20 protein-coding genes are annotated in these 23394 nt (G+C 63.7%); 8 read left to right on the top strand and 12 right to left on the bottom strand.

The features are described from left to right. Nucleotides 1-3: 3 nt before the first annotated feature. A complete protein-coding gene (locus ACX93L_RS10345) occupies nucleotides 4-1461 on the bottom strand; it encodes a multicopper oxidase family protein (RefSeq protein WP_459404757.1) in 1458 nt (485 codons plus the stop codon). A 589-nt stretch (nucleotides 1462-2050) separates the two neighbouring features. Then, nucleotides 2051-2599: a cupin domain-containing protein gene (locus ACX93L_RS10340; protein ID WP_459404756.1), complete on the bottom strand. Its 549-nt coding sequence runs from the start codon at nucleotides 2597-2599 to the stop codon at nucleotides 2051-2053. 147 nt (nucleotides 2600-2746) lie between these two features. Here ACX93L_RS10340 and aptA point away from each other — a divergent pair, with 147 nt between their 5' ends. After that, nucleotides 2747-4081 (top strand): omega-aminotransferase AptA, encoded by a 1335-nt coding sequence (gene aptA, locus ACX93L_RS10335; protein ID WP_459404755.1) that lies wholly within the window; start codon nucleotides 2747-2749, stop codon nucleotides 4079-4081. Between the two features lie 64 nt (nucleotides 4082-4145). Here aptA and ACX93L_RS10330 read toward each other — a convergent pair whose 3' ends face one another. After that, nucleotides 4146-4886, bottom strand: coding sequence for a glycosyltransferase family 25 protein (locus ACX93L_RS10330; protein ID WP_459404754.1), 741 nt, complete (start codon nucleotides 4884-4886; stop codon nucleotides 4146-4148). 244 nt (nucleotides 4887-5130) lie between these two features. Here ACX93L_RS10330 and ACX93L_RS10325 point away from each other — a divergent pair, with 244 nt between their 5' ends. After that, on the top strand, nucleotides 5131-6717 hold the full coding sequence (locus ACX93L_RS10325) for an MBL fold metallo-hydrolase RNA specificity domain-containing protein (RefSeq protein ID WP_459404753.1): 1587 nt from the start codon (nucleotides 5131-5133) through the stop codon (nucleotides 6715-6717). 18 nt (nucleotides 6718-6735) lie between these two features. Here ACX93L_RS10325 and ACX93L_RS10320 read toward each other — a convergent pair whose 3' ends face one another. Beyond that, a complete protein-coding gene (locus ACX93L_RS10320) occupies nucleotides 6736-7098 on the bottom strand; it encodes a YbaN family protein (RefSeq protein WP_459405367.1) in 363 nt (120 codons plus the stop codon). A gap of 310 nt (nucleotides 7099-7408) precedes the next feature. On the opposite strand from ACX93L_RS10320, the gene ACX93L_RS10315 reads away from it, so the two are divergent. The 4 genes from ACX93L_RS10315 (at nucleotide 7409) to aguB (ending at nucleotide 12629) form a co-directional block, all read left to right on the top strand. Next, complete coding sequence (locus ACX93L_RS10315; RefSeq protein WP_459404752.1) at nucleotides 7409-8662, top strand: NAD(P)/FAD-dependent oxidoreductase; 1254 nt, start codon at nucleotides 7409-7411, stop codon at nucleotides 8660-8662. Between the two features lie 413 nt (nucleotides 8663-9075). Then, the gene (locus ACX93L_RS10310; RefSeq protein WP_459404751.1) at nucleotides 9076-10434 is read left to right on the top strand and encodes a glutamine synthetase family protein; all 1359 of its coding nucleotides are present in this window, start codon (nucleotides 9076-9078) and stop codon (nucleotides 10432-10434) included. Nucleotides 10435-10447: 13 nt separating this feature from the next. Further along, entirely contained in the window at nucleotides 10448-11743 is a 1296-nt protein-coding gene (locus tag ACX93L_RS10305; RefSeq protein WP_459404750.1) for an NAD(P)/FAD-dependent oxidoreductase, read from the top strand. A gap of 13 nt (nucleotides 11744-11756) precedes the next feature. Further along, complete coding sequence (aguB, locus tag ACX93L_RS10300; RefSeq protein WP_459404749.1) at nucleotides 11757-12629, top strand: N-carbamoylputrescine amidase; 873 nt, start codon at nucleotides 11757-11759, stop codon at nucleotides 12627-12629. A 298-nt stretch (nucleotides 12630-12927) separates the two neighbouring features. Here the strand turns inward: aguB and ACX93L_RS10295 are convergent, their stop codons facing one another. The 3 genes from ACX93L_RS10295 to rirA all read right to left on the bottom strand — a co-directional run bounded on the left by ACX93L_RS10295 (nucleotide 12928) and on the right by rirA (nucleotide 15873). Next, complete coding sequence (locus ACX93L_RS10295) at nucleotides 12928-13407, bottom strand: gluconokinase (RefSeq protein ID WP_459405366.1); 480 nt, start codon at nucleotides 13405-13407, stop codon at nucleotides 12928-12930. Between the two features lie 153 nt (nucleotides 13408-13560). After that, complete coding sequence (locus ACX93L_RS10290) at nucleotides 13561-15159, bottom strand: GMC family oxidoreductase (RefSeq protein WP_459404748.1); 1599 nt, start codon at nucleotides 15157-15159, stop codon at nucleotides 13561-13563. Between the two features lie 222 nt (nucleotides 15160-15381). Then, complete coding sequence (gene rirA / locus ACX93L_RS10285) at nucleotides 15382-15873, bottom strand: iron-responsive transcriptional regulator RirA (protein ID WP_169590512.1); 492 nt, start codon at nucleotides 15871-15873, stop codon at nucleotides 15382-15384. Nucleotides 15874-16079: 206 nt separating this feature from the next. On the opposite strand from rirA, the gene ACX93L_RS10280 reads away from it, so the two are divergent. Further along, entirely contained in the window at nucleotides 16080-17096 is a 1017-nt protein-coding gene (locus ACX93L_RS10280; RefSeq protein WP_459405365.1) for a Fe(3+) ABC transporter substrate-binding protein, read from the top strand. 39 nt (nucleotides 17097-17135) lie between these two features. Here ACX93L_RS10280 and ACX93L_RS10275 read toward each other — a convergent pair whose 3' ends face one another. The 3 genes from ACX93L_RS10275 to ACX93L_RS10265 all read right to left on the bottom strand — a co-directional run bounded on the left by ACX93L_RS10275 (nucleotide 17136) and on the right by ACX93L_RS10265 (nucleotide 20954). Further along, nucleotides 17136-18209: a M48 family metallopeptidase gene (locus ACX93L_RS10275; RefSeq protein WP_459404747.1), complete on the bottom strand. Its 1074-nt coding sequence runs from the start codon at nucleotides 18207-18209 to the stop codon at nucleotides 17136-17138. Further along, the gene (locus ACX93L_RS10270; protein ID WP_459404746.1) at nucleotides 18199-19266 is read right to left on the bottom strand and encodes a YjgN family protein; all 1068 of its coding nucleotides are present in this window, start codon (nucleotides 19264-19266) and stop codon (nucleotides 18199-18201) included. Before ACX93L_RS10270 ends, ACX93L_RS10275 begins: the two co-directional genes overlap by 11 nt. A 191-nt stretch (nucleotides 19267-19457) precedes the next feature. After that, nucleotides 19458-20954, bottom strand: coding sequence for a CoA-acylating methylmalonate-semialdehyde dehydrogenase (locus ACX93L_RS10265; RefSeq protein ID WP_459404745.1), 1497 nt, complete (start codon nucleotides 20952-20954; stop codon nucleotides 19458-19460). A gap of 222 nt (nucleotides 20955-21176) precedes the next feature. Here ACX93L_RS10265 and ACX93L_RS10260 point away from each other — a divergent pair, with 222 nt between their 5' ends. Next, complete coding sequence (locus ACX93L_RS10260) at nucleotides 21177-22058, top strand: LysR family transcriptional regulator (RefSeq protein ID WP_459404744.1); 882 nt, start codon at nucleotides 21177-21179, stop codon at nucleotides 22056-22058. On the opposite strand, the gene ACX93L_RS10255 is transcribed toward ACX93L_RS10260, so the two are convergent. Beyond that, complete coding sequence (locus tag ACX93L_RS10255) at nucleotides 22059-22661, bottom strand: DUF1007 family protein (protein WP_459404743.1); 603 nt, start codon at nucleotides 22659-22661, stop codon at nucleotides 22059-22061. Then, on the bottom strand, nucleotides 22658-23392 hold the full coding sequence (locus ACX93L_RS10250) for a hypothetical protein (protein WP_459404742.1): 735 nt from the start codon (nucleotides 23390-23392) through the stop codon (nucleotides 22658-22660). The genes ACX93L_RS10255 and ACX93L_RS10250 overlap by 4 nt, the downstream gene beginning before the upstream one ends. Nucleotides 23393-23394: the final 2 nt, after the last annotated feature.

Genomic DNA, 23394 nt, shown 5'->3' with positions numbered 1-23394 from the left:
TCCTCACCCTGCCTTGCCATAGTCGACGAAGGTCATCATGCCGGTCGCCATGTGATAGAGATGGTGGCAGTGTAGCGGCCAGCGTCCCGGATTGTCGGCGTCGAACTCGATCTCAACCTGTGCCATCGGCGGGAGCATCACGGTGTCCCGAACGGCGCCGTTGATCGCCATTCCGTTGATCGCCACGACCTGGAAATGATGGCCGTGGAGATGCATGGGGTGGGCCATCATCGACATGTTGTGCATAGAGATCCGGACTCGCTGTCCCTTGCCGATGTCGAGCGGGCCGGCGGCATCGATCCGCCATGTATAGCTGGCCATGTCGCCGCCGAGCATCAGCTCGAACCGCTGATCGGACGGACGCACAGGAAGGGGCGAGAGGCTCTGCAGCTTCTGCTCCAGCGACAGATCCAGAACCGGTCCCTTGTTGTCGCCCGATGTTGCGAGCTTCTCGATACGCGCCGCCGGCGTCGCCAGAACGATGCCCGTCCTCTCGACCGCGCCCTCGCGAAGCGCAAGGATGGGGAAGGCCCCGTCCTCCGCCGGCAGGTTCAGTCGTATGTCGGCACGCTGCCCCATCGACAAGGGAAACCGGCGACCGCGGACCGGGGCGACGTCCTGCCCATCGACCGCGATGAGCTCGCCTTCGATCGAACCGGTATCGATCGTGAACCCGGTCGCCGTCGCGCCATTGATGATGCGCAGCCTGACACGTCCGCCTCGCTCGACGCGGACGATCTCCGGATCCTCCAGAGTGCGGTCATTCGCGAGATAGGCGTCGTACTCGATGTCGTTAAGATCCATGGCCGACATGGCCATCATCGGCATGCCCGCAGCCGCTCCGCCGCCGCCCATCTGGTGCCCGCCATGCATGCTCATCATCGATGTCATGCCGCCATGGCCCGAAGGCATGGCGTGACCACCCGCGCCGGACTGGAGCCCGGCCAGCAGTTCCTCTGGCGACTTGAAGGAGAAGTCGTGCAGGAGAACCACGACCTCCTGCTCATCGCGGGCCCGATCCTCGGCCGTACGCACGATCAGGGGCGCCGCCAGCAGGTTCTGCTCCTGCAATGTATGGGCATGCATCCAGTGGGTTCCGCCCTTGCCGACCGGAAAGTCATAGGCCCGCGTTTCGTTCGGCGGCAACAGGGTCGACGGATTGGCGGGCACGCCGTCCATCTCCCAAGGCGGCGTCAGCCCGTGCCAGTGGATCAGCGTTTCCTCACCGCTCTGGTTGTTCAACAGAACGTCGAACCTGGTGTCTGCATCCACAACCAGTCCGGCCGCGCCCCCTCGGCTGGTCAGTCCGAAAACGGAGGCCGGCTTGCCGTTCACCTCCAGTATGCGCTTGCCGATGACCAGCTCGCTGGTGCTCGTGCCGGCTCTTGCCGCTACACTCGCCAAGGGTGACAGGGCAGCCGCGCCGACGGCGAGCGTCTTCAGGAAATCTCTTCTAAACATGATAGCTCTCTCGATCCCGGTCGCCTCGCGACCGTGCTGTTGACAGGTAAGGTCCGCGCGATGCGCGCTATCGTCAGCCAGCAGATCGAGGAGGGTGCCATCCCGGAGACGGCGCTTGCCCGGATAGCCGGTTCGATCGCCACAGGGGAGTAATCGTCGGGGCAACAGTCTTCAGGATCGCCCCGGTCCTAGGGATCGGCGCCACGCAGAGAACGCACGCGCTGCGACAACAGTCTGCCTGATCCTCATCCTGATGGTGCGAGCCTTGGTGAGGATTGTGATCGTGTGTCTCCGCCAGTTCAGCAGATCTGGCGCAGAGACGCGTTGAGGCGTGCGATTGGGCAGCGGCGAAGGCCAGCACGATCGCCAGCGCGATCGCCACCACTCTCAACCACCTCTGAATCCCACAGGCCGAATTCATACACGTCTCTCATGATCGACGGCGCCAACTCTAGCGCCTTCAACTCTGCCGGGATTGATCTCCGTCAATCAGAGCATCAGGGAAACATTGCACCTTCCTATAAGGGGAAGGTCAAGGGGGATCTGTTCAACTCGACCCTTCGTCCGTTCGCCTCACATGCCGGACTTGCTAGAACGTCGGCGGCGTGCAGGCGCTGATAACTTCGCAGGGGACCGGGCCGACGCAGCGGAAGCGGTGCGGCCGGCGGCTTTCGAAGTAGTAGGCATCACCCGGGCCGAGGATCCGGCGTTCGTCGTCGACGGTGACTTCCAGCCGGCCTGAGAGAACGATGCCGCCCTCCTCCCCCTCATGGACGAGCGGCACCTTTCCGGTGTCGGCGCCGGGCTGGTAGCACTCCTTGAGGATCTGCAGGCTGCGACCGAACAGGTTTTCGCCGACCTGTCGGTAGGAGATCGCGCCCTTGCCGATCTCGACCAGTTCCTCCGCCGCGTAGAAGGCCTGGCGTGGCCGTTCCGGTTCGAAGGCGAAGAACTCGGCGAGGCCGATGGGGATGCCGTCGAGAATCCGCTTCAGTGCACCTACGGACGGGTTGGAGGCATTCGATTCGATCAGCGAGATCGTCGAATTGGTGACGCCGGCGCGCTTGGCAAGTTCCCTCTGCGAAAGCTTGTGCGCCATGCGGAGGTGTCTGAGGCGGTTTCCGATATCGACCGACACGGGCAGTCCTGTTTCAGGTGTTGCGAATTCCGCAACATTGACTCCATCCATCAATGAAAATCAATAGCTTGCCGACACCAAGAAAAGGACTTGTTGGACGTTGAAAAATGACTGACACACGAGGCAACCTCAAAGGAGCTTTCGATCATGCCTCAGACCCCGTCCTCCAACATGCCGGTCCTCGACAATTTCTGGATGCCGTTCACGGCAAACCGCCAGTTCAAGTCCGCGCCGCGGCTGCTCGCCGGCGCCGAGGGCATGTATTACACGGACATCGACGGCAAGAAGGTGATGGACGGCACGGCGGGCCTCTGGTGCGTCAATGCCGGCCACGGCCGCAAACGGATCACCGAGGCGGTCGAGCGCCAACTGCGCACCCTCGATTTCGCGCCGACCTTCCAGATGGGCCATCCGGTTGCCTTCGATTTCGCCGCCAAGCTCGCGACGATGTCGCCGGGCGGTCCTTCGGCCCAGCTCGACCGCGTCTTCTTCACCGGTTCCGGTTCGGAATCGGTCGACACGGCGCTCAAGATCGCGATCGCTTACCAGCGCGCCATCGGACAGGGCACCAGGACCCGGATCATCGGCCGTGAAAAGGGCTATCACGGGGTCGGCTTCGGCGGCATTTCCGTCGGCGGACTGGTCAACAACCGTCGCGTTTTCCCGCAGATCCCGGCCGATCACATGCGCCATACACTGGATCTCGACCGCAATGCTTTCTCGAAGGGCCTGCCGGCCAACGGCATCGAGCTTGCCGAAGACCTCGAGCGTCTCGTCCAGTTGCACGGCGCTGAAACCATCGCCGCCGTGATCGTCGAGCCGATGTCCGGCTCCGCCGGCGTCATCCTGCCGCCAAAGGGCTATCTGGAGCGTATCCGGGCGATCTCCGAAAAGCACGGCATCCTCCTGATCTTCGACGAGGTCATCACCGGCTTCGGTCGCCTCGGAACACCCTTCGCCACGGATTACTTCGGCGTCGTGCCCGACCTCGTGACCACCGCCAAGGGCATCACCAACGGGGCGATCCCGATGGGCGCCGTGTTCGCCAGCCGCAAGGTGCATGACGGCCTGATGACGGGTCCGGAAAACGCGATCGAACTTTTCCACGGCTACACCTATTCCGGCCACCCGGTCGCCAGCGCCGCGGGCATCGCCACTATGGAAATCTACGAAGAGGAAGGCCTGCTGACCCGCGCTGCCGGTCTTTCCGAAACCTGGCAGGAGGCGCTGCACAGCCTCAAGGGCCTTCCGCATGTCGCCGATATCCGTAACCTCGGCCTTGTCGGCGCCGTCGAACTCACGTCGCGCGACGGCGCACCGGGCACGCGTGCCTATGACGTCTTCGTCGACTGCTTCCGCAACGGCCTGTTGATCCGCGTCACCGGCGACATCATCGCGCTGTCGCCGCCGCTGATCATCGAAAAGGAAGAGATCGCCACCATCGTCTCGATCCTCGGCGACGCCCTGAAGCGGGCGGCCTGATCCGACACCTCCCCGGGGTCCGGCAAGGCCGGGTCCCGGGAACTTTCGGCTGGCATTGGGCTGCTCAGGCCCGAAGGGCAAAGCCGATCCGGCGCAGATATTCTCCGGCGCGGACGAAATGCGTGACCATGCGCTTCGCACCGGTAAACTTGTATTTCCGGTAGTCGGCGATGCTGGCGATTTCGGTCTGCTTTTTCAGCGCCCCGAGGCTCACAATGTCCTCGCGCACCGTGAAGACGGCCAGGCCGCTCTGCCAGCCGCGTTCCAGCGCGATGTCGACCGGATAGCGCATCACCTTCAGGTTCTGCAGGGCCTTACGAGCCCCTTCCCGCGTGTAGAGATTGCAGGCCGCCGACCCCTGGGGACCGTGGAAAGCCCTGCCGACCTCGTCGCCGAGGCGCGAGGTGGCGGTGCGGCGGAACCAGACCGTGCGGTGGTTGAACAGCTTGACCATCTCGGCATCGGGGACCGCCTCGAGGATCGCGGCAGCACGCTCGACCAAGTCGCCGACCAGCTGAATGTCGTCCTCGATGACGATTGCCGCGTCGTCGTTGGTTTCGAGAAAGGTGGAAAAGGCCTTCAGGTGGCTGCGGTAGCAGCCGTATTCACCCGGCACGACGGAACGCCCGTTGTTGCGCTTGAAGCTCTCTTCGTCGAGATCCACCCAGTCTTTCGGGTCGATCGCGCGACCGTCGACCGCCTCGACGCGGCGCAGTTCAAGACCGAGTGCCGCCGCCTGCTGCCAGAGCGCCTCTCGGCGAGCGACAGAGCGGTCGAGATTGATGACATAGACGCCTATCTTCACTCCGTCCGCCTTCTTCCGTTCAGGTCCCGCCGAATTCCTCCGACGTTTGATAGTGGCGAAGGTGAAGTGGCGCAATCACCTGTCACAAATTTGCATTCCACTGCTGCCATCCCGGTCAGTCTTGACGCACCATGGCATCGGCGTGACAGTCACGCCGACCTCCCTTGCCTGCCGCCGATGCTCCAGCACTGGGCGCAGGCGGGTTCAACGAAAAGAATGCCGAAGACGACGAGAGGAACATCCGATGACACGCCATCCCATCCTGCGCTTCCACGGTGCCGCCGGCACCGTGACGGGGTCCTGCTTCCTGATCGATCTCGGGAAAACAAAGGTGCTGGTCGACTGCGGCATGTTCCAGGGCTCGAAGAGCGAAAAGGAGCTGAACTACCGAGAGTTCCCTTTCGTCGCGTCGGAAATCGACGCCGTGATCCTGACCCACGCGCATATCGACCATTCGGGCCTTCTCCCCAAGCTCGCCAAGGCGGGCTTCGAGGGACCGATCTTCGCGACGCGCGGCACCGTCGATCTCTGCTCGGTCATGCTGCCGGATTCGGCGCATATCCAGGAGAGCGAAGTCGATCAGCTCAACCGCCGCAACCAGCGGCGCGGACGGGACATGGTCGAACCGATCTATGACGCACTCGATGCGGCCCGGGCGGTCACGATGATGCGCAGCGTTCCGCTGAAAAGCTGGCAGCAGGCGATCGAGGGCATCCGCTTCCGCTTCTGGAATGCCGGCCACCTGCTCGGCTCGGCATCGGTGGAGATGGAAATCGAAACGCCCGAGAACAGCCTGCGCGTGATGTTCTCCGGCGACATCGGGCCGAGTCACAAGCTCTTGCAGTTCGATCCGGAGGCGCCGCAGGATTTCGACTACGTCATCTGCGAGAGCACCTATGGCGATACCGACCGCGCCGTCGTCGACGAGCGGGCAAGGCGACACGCGCTCGAGGCGGAAGTGCGCATGGCCGCCAATCCGAACGGCGCGCTGCTCATCCCCTCCTTTGCCGTCGAGCGCACGCAGGAGCTTCTGGCGGATCTCGTGCAGCTGATGCGCAGCGGCGCGATCGAGACCTGCCCGATCATCATCGATTCGCCGCTTGCCACCCGCGCCAGCGAGATCTTCCGCCGTCATGCCCGCGAACTGGAGAACGGCAAGCTGCTGGCCGAGGCGATGGAGGCGCACAATGTGCGCTTCACCGAAACCGTCGAGCAGTCGAAGGCGATAGACAACATGCGCGGCTTCCATATCGTCATCGCCGCGTCCGGCATGTGTGAGGCGGGGCGCATCCGCCACCGGCTGAAGAACTGGCTGTGGCGCGAGGAGGCGACCGTGCTTCTGGTCGGCTACCAGGCGACCGGCACGCTCGGGCGCATTCTCAAGGACGGGGCGGCGACCGTGCGCATCCAGGGCGACGAGATCACCGTGCGGGCGCGCATCCGCGAGCTCGACATCTATAGCGGCCATGCCGATGGTCGCGAGCTGACCGAATGGGTGAAGAACCGCCAGCCGATCAAGGCGGGAACCTTCCTCGTCCATGGCGAAGAAGCTGCGCTCGCCGCCTTCAGCCAGCGTCTGGCCGGCTTCCTGCCGCCCGAGCGCATCCTCGTGCCGCGCATCGACGGCGCCTTCGAGCTCACCACCGAGGGAGCCGTCGACATTTCTGAAACCAGGCCGCCCCGCATCGATCCGGCCCGCCCCGGCCACAAGGACTGGCACAACGACCTGCAATCCCTGGTGCTCGACCTGCAGGACGAACTCAAGCGGGCCGGCGACGACAAGGCGCGGGCGGTCATCCTCAGGCGGTTGCGCCGGGCGCTGAGCGAATAGAGGGACGGCGTCGAAAGATCAGCCGTACGGCCTGGGCCGGCTCAGGACGAATGCGGCGCAGGCGAGGAGAATGGCGCCGACCATGAGCTTCAGCCAGAGCTGCGGCGGACCGACGAACCAGACGATCAGGAAACTGACAGCCATCATCGACACCGAGGCGATCTTGGCCTTGCGCGAGATCGCCCGTTCGCGGCGCCAGTCGATGAGTGGCTGTCCGTAGCGCGGATGGTCGATCAGCCACTGCTCGAAGCGCGGCGAAGAGCGGGCGAACAGCGCGGCGGCCAGGATCATGAACGGCGTCGTCGGCAGTACCGGCAGGAAGACGCCGACAATGCCGATACCGACCATCAACCAACCACCCGCCAGCAGCAGGATCCGCATCGTCACTCTCCCTCCGACGCTATCGCGCCCTATCCGCGAACCGGGCCGCGGCACCGGGTCGAGACCCGGATTATCATCAGATAGTCTATTCGAGCACCAGCCCGCAAAGCCTTGCCGCGCCTGACAGGTGCGTCGCGTGGTCGCGCGCGCAAATCGGCCGGTGCGAAATCCGACCGGCCGGCGCCCCGTGTCCGCATTTCTGCAACGGCCTCCGGAAAATGCCGGATTGCGGCAATTTTTCGTTTGCACAACAACAGTTGCGATTGCATGTTCCCGTCTCTTTCATCATTCAAATGGAATTTCTAAGAACATGTCTGCAGATACCATCGTGCTCGGCGCCGGCATTATCGGCGTTTCCACCGCCATCCATCTTGCGCGTCGTGGAAAGTCGGTGGTGCTGGTGGATCGCCGCGGCGCCGGCGAGGAAACGTCCTTCGGCAATGCCGGCCTCATTCAGCGCGAGGGCGTCGTGCCCTACGGTTTCCCGCAGGAACTGGGCCTGATCCTGCGCTACGGATTGAACAATCGCATCGACGCGCATTACCACATGAGTGCCATGCTGAAGCTGGTGCCCTTCCTGTCGCGCTACTGGTGGAACTCCAACAAGTCGCGGCACCAGGTTATCGCGCGGGCCTATGCGCCGCTCATCGAAAACTCGATCAGCGAGCACAAGGATCTGATCGAAGCGGCAGGCGCCGAACACCTGATCCGCAAGAGCGGCTGGGTCGAGGCTTTCCGCAGCAATGCCAAGCGCGATTCCGAATTCACCGAGGCCGAGCGCCTGGCCCGTGAATACGGAATCAGCTACACGCGCCTCGACAAGGCGGAACTCGCCAAGGAAGAGCCGCATCTCAGCCGCGATTTCATCGGCGGCCTCAAGTGGAACGACCCGTGGAACGTTCTCGATCCGCACGGGCTGACGGCGGCTTATCTCAAGTATTTCGAAAGCCTGGGCGGCCGTTTCGTCATCGGCGACGCCACCACGCTCGCCCCGCGCGCCGGCGGTGCCGGCTGGCAGGTCAAGACCGATGAAGGCCTGGTCGAGGGCAAGGACGTCGTCGTCTCGCTTGGTCCCTGGTCGGAAGAAGTCACCCGCAAGCTGGGCTACAATTTCCTGCTCGGCGTCAAGCGCGGCTACCACATGCACTATGCGCCGGCCGGCAATGCGATCCTCAACAACTGGCTGATGGACAACGAGCGCGGCTATTTCCTCGCGCCGATGAACAAGGGCATCCGTTTGACCACCGGCGCCGAGTTCGCTCATCGCGACGCGCCGAAGTCGCCGGTCCAGGTCGAACGCGCCGAGCGCGTCGCCCGCACCATCTTCCCGCTCGCCGAACGGCTGGATGCCGAACCGTGGATGGGCGCCCGTCCCTGCACGCCGGACATGATGCCGATCGTCGGCAAGGCCCCGCGCCACCAGGGCCTGTGGCTCGCCTTCGGTCACGCCCATCACGGCCTGACGCTCGGCCCCGTCACCGGCCGACTGATCGCCGAAGCGATGACGGGTGAAAGACCCTTCCTCGACATGTCTGCCTATCGCCCGGAGCGGTTCAAGCCTTAAGGTCGACAGATTTCGAAGACGGCTCACCATTAGGGCCTTTCGCCTCTCCCAACACGTGTCCGGAGGCGAAAGGCCCTTCGAGTTTCTGCAGGCGCCTGCCGCCGATGGTGGCTCGCAAATCCCCTTGCCTGCGCTTCGTGCGCGGTGCAGGCTGGAAATGCCGGAAAATCGGTGCTATGGTCGTTTTCGGTCGATCGACCAAAAAGTCGTTTTCTGCAGACGACGGACCGGACAAGAACCGGCGCACAAGAGGCGCCACCGGTCGAGGGGTTACGCAGGCACTGGCAAGGAACATGGCACGTTTTCTGATCTATAACGCGAAGTCCGGTCACCGTTAGCGGTGCATCTTTGCGCGCGTGTTTTCACGCACCCGGATCAAATAGACGTTTGCCCTTTTCCTTTCATGGTGCCTCATGGATATCGATAGTTACGCACGAAACTTTTTTGCCGAAAATCCCGACATCGAAGTGCTTGAAGCCTTCGTGATCGACGTGAACGGCGTTCCCCGCGGCAAGTGGATCCCGCGCGAGCGGGCGCTCGACGTCCTGACCAAGGGCATGGCGATCCCGCGCTCGGTCTACGCTCTCGACGTGTGGGGCCGCGACGTCAATGCCGCGGGCCTCGCGGAAGGCACCGGCGACCCGGACGGCATCTGCTTCCCGGTTCCGGGAACGCTGTCACGGGTGACGTGGCTGTCGCGTCCGACCGCCCAGGTGCTGCTCGAGATGCGCAATCCGGACGGCACAGGCTTCTATGCCGATCCGCGCCAGGTGCTCGCCAACGTGCTCGAGCGCTACAAGAAGCTGAAGCTGACGCCGGTCGTGGCGACCGAACTCGAATTCTACCTGATCGATCCGGTACGGTCCGCGCTCGATCCGGTCCGTCCGCCGAATACCCGTGACGGACGCTGGCACACCGGCCAGACCCAGGTGCTGTCGATCTCCGAACTCCAGGATTTCGAAGAGGTCTTCCACGGCATTTCGGCGGCCGCCCGCGCGCAGAACGTGCCGGCCGACACGACGCTGCGCGAGAACGGTCCCGGCCAGTACGAGATCAACCTCAACCACGTGCCGGACGCGCTGGCCGCCGCCGACTATGCGGTGCTCCTGAAGCGCATTGTCAAGGGCGTGGCCCGCTGCAACGACCTCGACGCCACCTTCATGGCCAAGCCCTACGGCACCCAGGCCGGCAGCGGCATGCATGTGCATTTCTCGGTCCTGGACGAGGATGGAAAGAACATCTATGTCGGCGATGACGGCCCGTCGGAGCGGCTGATGCATTCTGTCGGCGGCCTGCTCGAAGCCATGGGCGAGAGCATGGCGATCTTCGCGCCGCACCAGAACTCCTACCGGCGGCTGACACCTTCAGAACACGCACCGACCTATGCGTCCTGGGGCTTCGACAACCGCTCGGCGGCCGTGCGCGTCATCACCGCCTCGAAGCCGGCGACCCGCATCGAGCACCGCGTCGCCGGCGCTGACACCAATCCCTATCTGGTCATTGCCATGATCCTGTCGGCGGCACTCGCCGGCATGAAGGAGAAGACGTCACCGGGTGGCGCGATCTCCGGCGACGATCACGCCATCAGCCACGAGCCGCTGCCGACCAACTGGGATTACGCGCTGCAGCGTTTCGCCAAGTCGAGCTTTGCCTATGCGGCGCTCGGCCCACAGTATCGCGGGCTCTACGCGGCCTGCAAACATCAGGAACTGGCCGAATTCGCGCTTCGGGTGACCGACGTCGAATACGACGCCTATATCCGGACCGCGTGAGAGGAACGCAACGATGAACACGTCAGCCACCAATCCGGGCCATGCACCGTCCTGGTACGCCGCCTCCGCCAACGACAAGACGGTTCGCCCGAGCCTCGAAGGTGATCTGAGCGCCGACATCTGCGTGATCGGCGCCGGCTTCACCGGTATCTCGGCCGCCCTGCAGCTCGCCGAAAACGGCTATTCCGTCATCGTGCTCGAAGGCGAGCGCGTCGGTTTCGGCGCGTCGGGGCGCAATGGCGGCCAGATCGTCAACGGCTACAGCCGCGATCTCGAAACCATCGCCCGCCGCTATGGCCCCGACAAGGCGACCCGTCTCGGGGAGATGTCGCTGGAAGGTGGCAAGATCATCCGTGAGCGCGTGGCGAAGTACGACATCAAATGCGATCTCGTCGACGGCGGGTTCTTCGCCGCCTTCACCGACAAGCAGGTGCGCGAGATGGCGCATGTGAAGGCCCATTGGGAAAAGCATGGCCACACCGGCCTCGAAATGGTCTCCAAGGCCGAGGTCGGGACATATGTGAAGTCCGACCGCTATGTCGGCGGCATGATCGACAGGCTCGGGGGCCACATCCACCCGCTCAATCTCGTGCTTGGCGAGGCGGCAGCGGTCGAAAGCCTCGGCGGCCGCATCTTCGAAAACAGCCGCGTCACCGGCGTCGACTTCGGCGCCAATCCGGTGGTGCGCACCGCCAAGGGCCGCGTCACGGCGAAGTATGTGCTGGTCTGCGGCAATGCCTATCTCGGCACCATGCTGCCGAAGATCACCGACAAGATGATGCCCGTCTCGAGCCAGGTGATGGCGACCGAACCGCTCGATGCCAAGCTGATCGAAGAACTGCTGCCGGCCAACTACTGCGTCGAGGATGCCAATTACGTGCTCGACTACTACCGCCGCACGGCCGACAACCGGCTGCTCTACGGCGGCGGCATCGGCTATGGCGGCCAGGACCCGGCGAACCTTACCGGCGTCATCCGCCCGAACATGCTGAAGACCTTTCCGCAGCTCGCCAATACGAAGATCGAGTTCGCCTGGAGCGGCAATTTCGCGCTGACACTGACACGCATCCCGCACATGGGCAAGCTCGCCGACAACGTCTACTTCTCGCATGGCGACAGCGGTCACGGCGTCACCACCACGCACCTGCTGGGCAAGATCCTCGGCGAGGCGGTTGCCGGCCATTCCAGCCGCTACGACGTGTGGTCGTCACTGACCGCCCTGCCCTTCCCGGGCGGCAAGACCTTCCGCGTGCCGCTGACCGTGCTCGGTGCATGGTGGTACGGCATGCGCGACAAGCTCGGCATCTAAGGAGATCACAACGATGGCAACCGTCACCGTCGCCGCCACCCAGATGGCCTGCAGCTGGGACCTTCAGGGCAACATCGCCAGGGCCGAAAAGCTCGTCCGCGAGGCCGCCGCGAAGGGCGCCCAGATCGTGCTGATCCAGGAACTCTTCGAGGCGCCCTATTTCTGTCAGGACCAGATCGCCGAGTTCTTCGATCTCGCCAAGCCCTTCGACGGCAATCCGCTGATCAGGCATTTTTCCAAACTGGCGGCAGAGCTTAGCGTCGTGCTGCCGATCAGCTTCTTCGAAAAGGCCGGCCAGACCTATTTCAACAGCATCGCAATCGTCGATGCCGACGGCACGGTGCTCGGCCTCTATCGCAAGAGCCATATCCCGGACGGGCCGGGCTATACGGAGAAATACTATTTCTCGCCCGGCGACACCGGTTTCAGGGTCTGGGAGACCCGATACGCGAAGATCGGCGTCGGCATATGCTGGGACCAGTGGTTTCCGGAAGCGGCTCGCGCCATGGCCCTTCAGGGCGCCGAACTGCTGTTCTATCCGACCGCGATCGGCTCCGAACCGCAGGACCCGACCATCGACAGCGCCGCCCACTGGCAGCGCGTGATGCAGGGCCATGCCGCCGCCAACGTGGTTCCGGTGATCGCCTCCAACCGGATCGGCACTGAGCCCGGCCGCAAGGGCACGGAACTGACCTTCTACGGCTCGTCCTTCATCGCCAGCCCGACCGGCGAGAAGGTGGCCGAAGCCGACCGGACGAGTGAAGCCGTGCTGACAGCGACGTTCGATCTCGACGGCATGGCCAGGCAGCGCTCCGCCTGGGGCCTGTTCCGCGATCGGCGGCCGGAACTTTACACGCCGCTTCTGACGATGGACGGGCGGGTCTAGGGCGAGCTTTGGGTTGAGCCCCACCTTGGGATAGCCCCCTCACCAAGAAAATCTGCGACTTGAGCCCTTCGGCCAAGATCGCGATTTTCTGTCCTCTCCCACAAGGGGAGAGGAGACCTGCCACCTTGCACGACGCTCCGCCTCTCCCCTTGTGGGAGAGGTTACAAAATCACGATCTTAGCGCAGCTAAGTCGTAGATTTTGTTGGTGAGGGGGAAGCGAGGGAAGCCAGGCTTCCGTGTCCTGCAGCCCGCCAGCACATTGTCGACGAGACTTTTCGCGCCTTTGCGCATTGCCCCTCACCGCAGCCCCTTCATCGCATCCCCGACAATGCCCTCCACGTTCTGGTCGATGTCGACCGTCACTACGCCCGGCTCGCCGGTCGGCACTTCGAGCGTGTGAAGCTGGCTGTCGAGCAGGGAGAGCGGCATGAAATGGCCGGTGCGGGCACCCATGCGTTCGGTGAGCAGGTCGCGGGACCCGGAAAGATAGACGAAGCGGAGATTGCCGCCGGTCGCAGCGCGAAGGCGTTCGCGATAGACCTTCTTCAGCGCCGAGCAGGACACGACGATCCCTTCCCCGCGCGCCAGAGACGAGGCCATCTCGACGCCGATGATGTCGAGCCATGGCCAGCGGTCGGCGTCGGTGAGCGGCGTTCCCTTGGCCATCTTCTCGACATTGGCCGGCGGATGCAGCACGTCGCCCTCGACGAAGGAAAGGCCGAGGCGGTCGGCAAGAGCGGCACCGACAGACGTCTTTCCGCAACCACTGACTCCCATGACGATGATCGCGGTCGGTCGGTTGGACAAGGTCTGCGGCAAGATCATGCACTCCCTGATGCGGCAACATGCGGTCTGCCGGGACATTAGCCAGCGGCCCGGCGAATTCCAACCCGCCGGATCAGGCCATCCACCGGCGCCCGTGGCCTGCGTTCAGACCGCGAGCATCGAGGCTGCGAGCTTCTCGGCCATCGCGATCACCGGCGCGTTGGTGTTGCCGCCGATGAGCGTCGGCATCACCGAGGCATCGACCACTCGAAGCCCGTCGACGCCGCGAACCCGCAATTGCGGATCGACGACCGACGCGTCGTCCGCTCCCATGCGGCAGGTTCCGGCGGGGTGATAGATGGTTTCGGCACGTGCACGGATCGCGGCGGCAAGCTCCGCGTCGCTGCGGCCGGCCGGATAGAGCTCGCTTTTGCGGTAGCGGGCGAGCGGACCGGCTTCCATGATGTCGCGCATGATCCGGGTGCCGGCCACCATGCCGTCGAGATCGCGCCCGTCTGAGAGATAGGCCGGATCGATCGACGGCGCGGCAAGCGGATCGGCGCTCTTCAGCGAGACACGACCGCGCGAATGCGGGCGCAGCAGGCAGACATGGCAGGAATAGCCGTAGCCGAGGTGCATGCGCCGCGCGTGGTCATCGACCATGGCGACGACAAAATGCAGCTGGATGTCGGGACGGTCGAGCGCCGGATCGGTCTTCAGGAAGGCACCGGATTCGGCAAAGGTCGAGCGCAGGGGGCCGGTACCCTCATGGCGCCATTCGTTGGCGGCCAGGGCCATGTCGCGCAGGCCCACATAACCGAGCCCGATCATGTTGGTGTCGTCGGAACGGTAGACGCTCGTGTAGTCGAGATGATCCTGGAGATTGGCGCCGACATCGGGACTGTCCGCAACGACCGGAACGCCATGGCTGCGCAGATGGTCGGCCGGCCCGATGCCGGACAGCATCAGAAGCTGGGGCGATTGAAGGGCGCCGCCGGACACGACGACTTCGCGGGCAGCCCTTGCAATCTCCTCGCGGCGACCGACGCGGTAGGCGACACCGACCGCCCTTCCGTTCTCGACGAGGATGCGGCTTGCCCTGGCGCCGGTGACGATCGTCAGGTTCGGACGATCGAGATGGTCATGCAGATAGGCGGCGGACGCCGAACAGCGTTCCCCTTTCTTCGGCCCTCGCCAGAACTGGGTGGCCTGGTAGAGACCGAGGCCCTCCTGATCCGCACCGTTGAAATCGTCGTTGCGGGGAAAGCCGCGCGCCACACCCGCCTCGATGAAGGCCTGGTTGATCGGACGGGCCCAATCCGCCTCGCTGACCTGCAGCGGTCCGCCTGCGCCGTGGAGAGCGGAGGCGCCCCGTTCATTGTCCTCGGACTTCAGGAAGTGGGGAAGCATGTCGGCGAAGGACCAGCCGTCACAGCCACTCGCCGCCCAGTCGTCATAGTCGGAAGCATGGCCGCGAACGTAGAGCATGGCGTTGATCAGGCTCGAACCACCAAGTCCCCTGCCTCGTGGCTGATAGGCGCGCCGGCCGTTAAGCCCCGGCTGGGGTTCGGTCTCGAAACACCAGTTGGCGGAACGCAGTCGGCCCGGCACGATCGCCGCGGCGCCGGACGGCACGCGCAACAGAAGATCGCGGCCGAGCCCACCGGCCTCGATCAGGCAGACCTTCAGATCCTTGTCTTCGCTGAGCCGTGCGGCAAGAACGGAACCGGCCGAGCCACCGCCGGCAATCAAATAGTCGAACATGCAAGGCGCCCCTCCCAAAGCCAGCCCCGCGGCCGCATCCTGGCGACCTCGCACGAAGCTTCGAGTGAAGCTTCCGTTTACGTAAACGTATTTCGGAGCCGAGTGATGCTCAAGGGGCCGAAGACCGACAAAAGGGATTTTTCCAACCTTTCCCGGCATGGGCGGACACGAAAAAACCCGCTGGCGAGCGCGCAGCGGGTCTATCGAAAGAGAATGGCCTGATCAGGCGGCCGGTGCCGAGGCGCTCGGAACCCGGATACCCGGCTTGCCGCCGAACTCGTCGATGCCGAGCAGGAAGTTGATCTGCGGGCGCGCCTTCACGAGATCGTCGATCGTGTATTCGGTCAAGACATTGAAGAAGGCGTTGAGCGCCTTGCGCAGCGCGGAGTTCAGGCCGCAGCTGTCGATCAACGGACAGTCGACGTCACCGTCGTCCTCGAAGCATTCCGCCATGGCGAAGCTGTCTTCGGTGACCCGAACCACATCAAACAGCGTGATCTTGTCGGCGGGGCGGCCGAGGCGCACACCGCCATTGCGACCCCGCACGGTTTCCACCAGGCCAGCCTTGTTCAGCGGCTGCAGGATCTTGAACAGGAAAAGCTCGGAAACGCCGTAAGCCTTGGCGATTTCCGGGATGCGGCTCAGGTGATCCTTGTTCGCCGCACAGTACATGAGCATGCGCACCGCGTAATTCGTCTGCTTTGTCAACCGCATGCCCGACTCCTTGCCTCGTATCGACCGTTATATAGCGGCTTTCTTAGTTTTGAACAATTCCAAAATACTCAAGTTCACAAATCACGTGTCCGTGACCCGAAATCTGGCGAGATTGACAGCCATGGTCAATTCATGAATATCAGGCTCAACAAATGTAGGTATTGAGGGAAGGATACGCCATGGTACCGGCAAACATCTTGCGCAACATGCTGCTCGGCTCGGTCGCGTTCGTCGCGACGGCAGGTGCGGCCCTGGCCGACGGAGAGGTCAACATCTACTCCTACCGTCAGCCGGAGCTGATCCAGCCGCTGGTCGACGAATTCACCAAGGAGACCGGCATCGAGGCCAACGTGCTCTTCCTCGACAAGGGCCTCGTCGAACGCATCGCCGCCGAGGGTGCGAATTCCCCTGCCGACGTGATCCTGACGGTCGATATCGGCCGCCTGGTCGAGGCGAAGGACGGCGGCGTGACGCAGCCGCTTTCCAGCGACATCATCAACAAGGACATCCCCGCGCAATATCGGGACCCGGCAGGCGAGTGGTTCGGCCTCACGACGCGCGGCCGCGTCGTCTATGCCTCGAAGGAACGCGTAACTGAAACCGCCATCACCTATGAGGAACTGGCCGATCCGAAGTGGAAGGGCCGCCTGTGCATGCGTGACGGCCAGCACTCCTACAACATCGGCCTGTTCGCCTCGATGATTGCCCATCACGGCGCGGAATACACTGAGAAATGGCTCTCGGGCGTGAAGGAAAACCTCGCGCGCAAGCCGGACGGCAACGACCGCAGCCAGGCCAAGGCCATCATGGCCGGCGAATGCGACATCGCGCTCGGCAATACCTATTATGTCGGTCTGATGGTCACCAACGAAAAGGATCCGGAAGAGAAGGAATGGGCGGCAGCGACGAAGATCCTGTTCCCCAATGCGGCCGACCGCGGCACGCATGTGAACATCTCCGGCATGGCGCTCGCAAAATACGCGCCGAACAAGGACAACGCCGTCAAGTTCATGGAATTCCTCGCGTCCGGCAAGGCGCAGGAGATCTATGCCGAGCAGGTTTTTGAATATCCGGTCATGCCGGGCGCCAAGGTCTCCGATGTCGTGGCCTCGTTCGGCCCGATCAAGCCCGATACGCTGCCGCTCACCGATATCGCGGCGAACCGCAAGGCAGCCTCCGAACTGGTCGACAAGGTCGGCCTCAACGAAGGTCCGACGCAGTAATCGCTTCGGCGTCCGACACAGGAGTTCTGGAGAGGGCGGCTACTGGCCGCCCTCTTGCTTTTTCGCCTCCCCCGCCCATTCGTCGATCTGGCGACGGCGGTCCGGCGTTCCGGGATGGGTTGAGAATATCGAGGTCTCGCCGTGATCGCCGAGTTCCTTCTCGATGATCTCGAAGAAGCGACCGATGGCGGCGGGATCGTGACCGGCCTTGGCCATCAGGTCGACAGAGATGCGGTCGGCCTCGCTCTCGGCGGAGCGGGAATAGGAGAGCGTCAGCAGGGCCGCGCCATTGGTCAGGATGTCCTCGCCGGCACTGCCGACATCACCGGCGATCAGCATGATGAGGCCGGCCGTGCCCGCCGCCCGGTAGAACTGCCGCAGCGAATGGTCCCGCTCGACATGTCCGATCTCGTGGGCCAGAACACCGAGGATCATCTCGGTATCCCCCTTTGCGAGTTCCACCAGTTCGTCGGTCAGCACAAGACTGCCGTCCGGCAAGGCAAAGGCGTTCGGGCCGACATAGCCGCCCTTGCGGAAGTTGAGATTGTAGCCGTCCGCGCCGCGCGCGGAATGGGCCGCAATCGCCTCGAACTTGTCGCGGATCTCCGTCTGCCTGCCATCCGGCAATTCGCTTTTCGACAGCATCGTCTGGTCAAGAGATGCAAGCGTTCCAGCAGCCATGGCCTCCGTGACGGCCGGCGGCGTGATCCAGACGGCAACCTCGACCAGAGCCGGCAAGGCGTAGCGATAGGTTGCCCCCGCAAGCAGGAAGACGACCAGAACCAAGGCAACAAGACGCGGATGGAAACGCTCCAGTTCGTGGACGAAGCCGCCGCGATTGAGCCGGCGAGCGGCGAGCCAGCGATCCACGGCATCGTTGTCCGGCGTCTCGAAAAGCGATCCGTCGACGAAGCCGATGCGCCTCGGCACCTGACCGACCCGTGCCGAGATCGTCACCGACGACGCATCGTTGACGGCAACCGGATCTCCGGCCACGCCGTCGAGCCGCACGACCAGGGTCTTGCCGTGGGCGACGAGCCGCGCCGGCAAGGCCCGGCTGGAGCGTGGCGGATGCCAGTGCCCGCGTGCGATCTCTTCAGCGTCAGAAGCCAAAATCGAAACCTTCCATATCGAGATACTCCGCCGTCACGGCCGAGCCCGTCTCCTCGATCGAGGCCATGACCTCGCCGATGTCGCCGTCAAATATAATGCCCGAATGCTCGACCATGTAGCGCCGTTCGCGGATGGCGGCCCAGGGACGCATCAGACCGAAGGTCAGAACCGAGACCACGAGGTTGGAAACCATGATCCAGAGATAGCGGAAGCGCGACATGTCGCTGAACAACCTATGGCGGCCATCGAGCAGAGCCGCATTCATCACGACGTTGCGCACGCCGATCCGGTAGAGCACGGCAGCGATACTGTAGATCAGCAGCAATGGGATCAGGGTGCCGTAGACCATGGCAATGATCTGGACGGGGGCATCTTCCGCGTCGGAATAGGCTTCCGCGGCGCTGGCCGCCATGTAGAGCATCGCCCCGATGCCCACGGCCACTGCCGCGCCGATAATCGTCACGATCATCGGCAAAACCCAGACCCGATAAAGCTTCCCAAGCTGCGGATCAGTCGAAAAGGAGCGGTCTCCATAACGCAGGTTGTTGAAGATGTAGCGATAGAGCCAACGGCTGGCGAGCGGCGCGAGGATGCCGAAGCTGACGACAGCGGCAAGACCGCCGAGAATGACCGACTTGAACGCACCCCAGGCGGTTCCCTTGAAGTCGAAACGGATGTTGCGATAGCTCGTCACGCGCGCGGCAAAACGCAGTCCGCGAGAGAGGAGCCACGGGAGCGCCAGCAGCACGACGAAGGGCACGATGATGCCGACCAGCGGAAAGAAGGCGCTGACGATCTGGATCGCGATGAAGAATCCGAACACGATCGCGCGACCGATGAAGATCTGCATGCCGCGCGCATGATAATCGAAGGAGTGATTGTCGACGAAGGTGTTGCCATAGAAATAGCGATTGCGCCGCACCTTCGCCCAGGCCGAATAGATCCCAAGCGTGACGATGGTCAGCAGAATGTTGACGATCCAGATGCCGAAATATTCGCCGGCGCGTCCGCGAAACTCGCCTCTCGTAACGTTGCCTGCAGTCGTTGCTTCCACCATGTCCCCTGCCCTCTCAATGATCGATCGCCACCTTGTCCCCCGACCAGTGCGGCATCGACAGAGGTGCCACGGCTTTCTGCCCGCCGCAAGTTGATCGAACGAAAAACGGGCCCCTTTCGGAGCCCGTTTTCAAATCTTTCCAAGTATTTCCGATCCGCCTAAAGGAAGATCGGCTCAACCGGTGACGGACGTCACTTCATCGTCGGGATGGAGAACTCGGCGCCATCCTTGATGCCCGACGGCCAACGCGAGGTCACGGTCTTGGTGCGGGTCCAGAACTTGATCGAGTCGGTGCCGTGCTGGTTAAGGTCGCCGAAGGACGATGCCTTCCAGCCGCCGAACGAGTGGTAGGCGAGCGGAACCGGGATCGGAACGTTGACGCCGACCATGCCGATGTTGATGCGGCTGGTGAAGTCGCGGGCGGCATCGCCATCACGGGTGTAGATCGAGACGCCATTGCCGTATTCGTGCTTCATCGGCAGGGACAGCGCTTCCTCGTAGTTGGAGGCGCGAACGACCGACAGAACCGGACCGAAGATCTCGGTCTTGTAGATGTCCATGTCCGGGGTGACGTTGTCGAACAGGCAGCCGCCGACGAAGTAGCCGTTTTCATAACCCTGCAGCTTGAAGCCGCGGCCGTCGACGACGAGCTTCGCGCCTTCCTCGACGCCGCGATCAATCAGGCCGAGGATGCGGGTCTGGGCTTCCTTGGTGACGACCGGACCGAAATCGGCCTTCTCGTCATTGTACGGGCCGATGCGGAGCTTCTCGACCATGGGGACGAGCTTCTCGATCAGCTTGTTGGCGGTTTCCTCACCGACCGGTACGGCAACCGAGATCGCCATGCAGCGCTCGCCGGCCGAACCGTAGCCTGCGCCGATCAGGGCGTTTGCGGCCTGGTCGAGGTCGGCGTCCGGCATGATGATCATGTGGTTCTTGGCGCCGCCGAAGCACTGGGCGCGCTTGCCGTTCGCGGTTGCGCCGGCATAGACGTAGCGGGCGATCGGGGTCGAGCCGACGAAGGACACGGCACCGATGTCCGGATGGTTGAGGATCGCGTCGACCGCGCCCTTGTCACCGTTGACGACGTTCAGAACACCGGCCGGAAGACCGGCTTCGATCATCAGTTCGGCAAGACGGATCGGCAGGGACGGATCGCGCTCGGAGGGCTTCAGGATGAAGGCGTTGCCGCAGGCGATCGCCGGCGCGAACATCCACATCGGGATCATGCCCGGGAAGTTGAACGGGGTGATGCCGGCGCCAATACCGACCGGCTGGCGGATCGAGTACATGTCGATGCCCGGGCCGGCGCCTTCGGTGAACTCGCTCTTCGAGAGGTGCGGAATGCCGATGACGAATTCGCAGACTTCGAGGCCGCGGATGATGTCACCCTTGGCGTCCTCGATCGTCTTGCCGTGCTCCCTGGAGAGCATTTCGGCCAGCTCGCCCATGTTGTCGTTCAGCAGCTGAACGAACTTCATGAAGACGCGGGCGCGGCGCTGCGGGTTGGTGTTGGCCCAGCCCGGCTGAGCCGCCTTGGCGTTCTGCACGGCAGCGTCGAGTTCGGCGTCGCTCGCGAGCGCCACGGTCGCCTGGACTTCGCCGGTTGCCGGGTTGAAGACGTTGCTCGAGCGTCCGCTCGTGCCGGCGACGTGCTTGCCGCCGATGAAATGGCCGATTTCACGCATGGATGTGCCTCCTCAAGGGTCTTTTTGACTGCCTTCGAGTATGCGCCTTGATTTGCACAACGCAACAGGATGTTCTACGCATCCGTTGTGCAAAAATTGAAGTTCCCTTGAAAGGAAGCCGCAAGATGCGTAGGCCGGAGTGCAAGCCGTTCACCCCCCTCTATCAACTCGTGACAGAGGGGGTAATCCAGGCACCAATCGACTAGCTCAGGAGAGCCGCCCATGAACTGGGATGACGTGCGCATGTTTCTCGCGGTCGCCCGCTCGGGCCAGATCCTTGCCGCCTCCCGGCGGCTCGGCATCAACCATGCCACGCTGTCGCGCCGCATCACCGCGCTTGAGGAATCGCTCAAGACCCGTTTGCTGATCCGTCGGACCAATGGCTGCGAACTGACCCCCGAGGGCGAGGTGTTCAGCCGGGCGGCGGAGCGCATGGAAACGGAAATGCTGGCCGCCCAGTCCGACATCGGCCGGGTCGACAGCGCGATCGCCGGCACGGTCCGGATCGGCGCGCCGGACGGTTTCGGCGTCGCCTTCCTGGCCTCGCATCTCGGGACGCTGACGCGGCGTTACCCCGCACTCAAGATCCAACTGGTGCCCGTGCCGCGCGCCTTTTCGCTCTCCCAACGCGAGGCCGACATCGCGATCACCATCGAGCGGCCGGAACAGGGGCGCCTCATCTCCTCGAAGCTCACCGACTATACGCTCGGGCTCTATGGCTCGAAGGCCTATCTGGCGGAAGCAGGCGTGCCGGAAGACGTCGAGGGCCTTCGAGCCCATACGCTGATCGGCCATGTCGAGGATCTCGTCTACTCGGCCTCGCTATCCTATACCGGTGAGGTGATGCGCGGCTGGGAGAGCTCCTTCGAGATCTCGTCGGCGATCGGCCAGACGGAGGCGGTCGCCGCGGGCGCCGGCATCGGCATCCTGCACGACTACATCGCCCGCAAGCATCCGGACCTGGTGCGCATCCTGCCGGAGGTCACCATCCGCCGGGCCTACTGGACCACCTACCACGAAAGCGCCCGGGAACTGGTCCGCGTGCGCACCGTCGTCCAGTTTCTACAGGAACTGGCGGACGAATACCGGCAGATCTTCGTCTGATCAGCGGCAGGAGAGAACGACCGCCTGCGGCACGACCAGCCTGCCGAAATATGCCTCGTCCGGCCGCTCCTCGATGCGGGCAGCGCAACGGCCGTCCGCGCCGCGGATCACGACGGGTCGCTCGGAGGCAAGCTTGAAAGCTGCCGTATAGTCGCGGTCGCGCAGCATCACCGACAGATCCCGGCCAGGTTCCGGGTCAAGGCCTTGCTCGACAGGGAAGCCGAAGGTCACGATGACGATACCGGCCGAAATGACCGCATGGAATGCGGTGGGCGCCGGCAGCGACACGGACCTGCCGCCTTGAGAAAGCTCGGTGAAGAAGCCGACCGATTTAAGATCTGCGGTCAGTCGCTGCCGCAGTGCCTCCGTCTCGCCGGCATCGAAGGAACTGTCGGCATCGGTGTCGAAACGCGCCGTCAGCCGTGCACTGTAGGCAGCGTCGAAGGCAAAGCGCTCGGCGAAGGAAACGAGCCTCTGCTGCCTGAAATCGAAGAGCAGGCGGGCGGTGACGGCGATGTCCGGATGGGCCACCGCGGCAAGGGCCGAGGCAAGCCAGACGAGGCCGCCGCCAAAGGCAAGGCGTATCGACACTCGACGGGTCATCGTGCACCTCCGGTCTCGTCGAGCTGTTCGAGAATCGGCGAGAAACCAGCCTCATCGTCCTCGAGCGGAAGCGTCGGGAAGGGCGGCGGTTCGAACGCAATCCGTCGCGCCGCCAAATGGGCGCCGCCATAGAGAAGGCCGATCGCGACGAGCCAGCTCGCAAAGATCCGCGTGGCAACGGAGAGCCAGGGCCGGTCAAACGCGGCAAAGATGGCCGCAAGGGCAGCGACGAGCCAGACTTGCGCCGCAAACGTCGCCGGCAGATAGCTCAAGGCGTGCAATGTCGGGTCTGCAAGCACGGTGGCGATCGCCAGCACGGCACCGGCGACGGCGCAGAGCGGCACGGCGAGCCAGGGACGAAGCCCCTGCGGCAGGACGAGCGGCACGCCGATCAGGATGCAGGCGAGCGGGCCGGTCAGGAACATGTGGGCCGCCGCCCCCGGAACCGGCGCCATCAACTCGAAGGCGCGCTCCCTGAAGGTGACCCCGAGGATTGCACCGGCGAGAAGCAGCGTGACGGAGAGGGCGGCCGCGCGACGCGGCAACTCCCCTAGAAGCATGCCGAGACCGATCAGAGGCAGCAGGCGTTCTGCCGTGATCACCGTTGCCGGAGGAAAATCGGCCCAGCCGCTACCGGAGACAAGGAAGCTGACGGCAAGCGCCAGCAGGCCGGTCAGGGCGAGCCCGATTGGGCCCCGGCGCGACGTCAGGAAAGGTACAGAACGCGGCACGA

It is taken from the genome of Rhizobium sp. CAU 1783 (assembly GCF_054551725.1).
The sequence above is the reverse complement of the archived record's forward strand: the minus strand, read 5'-3'. Positions and strand labels throughout refer to the sequence as shown.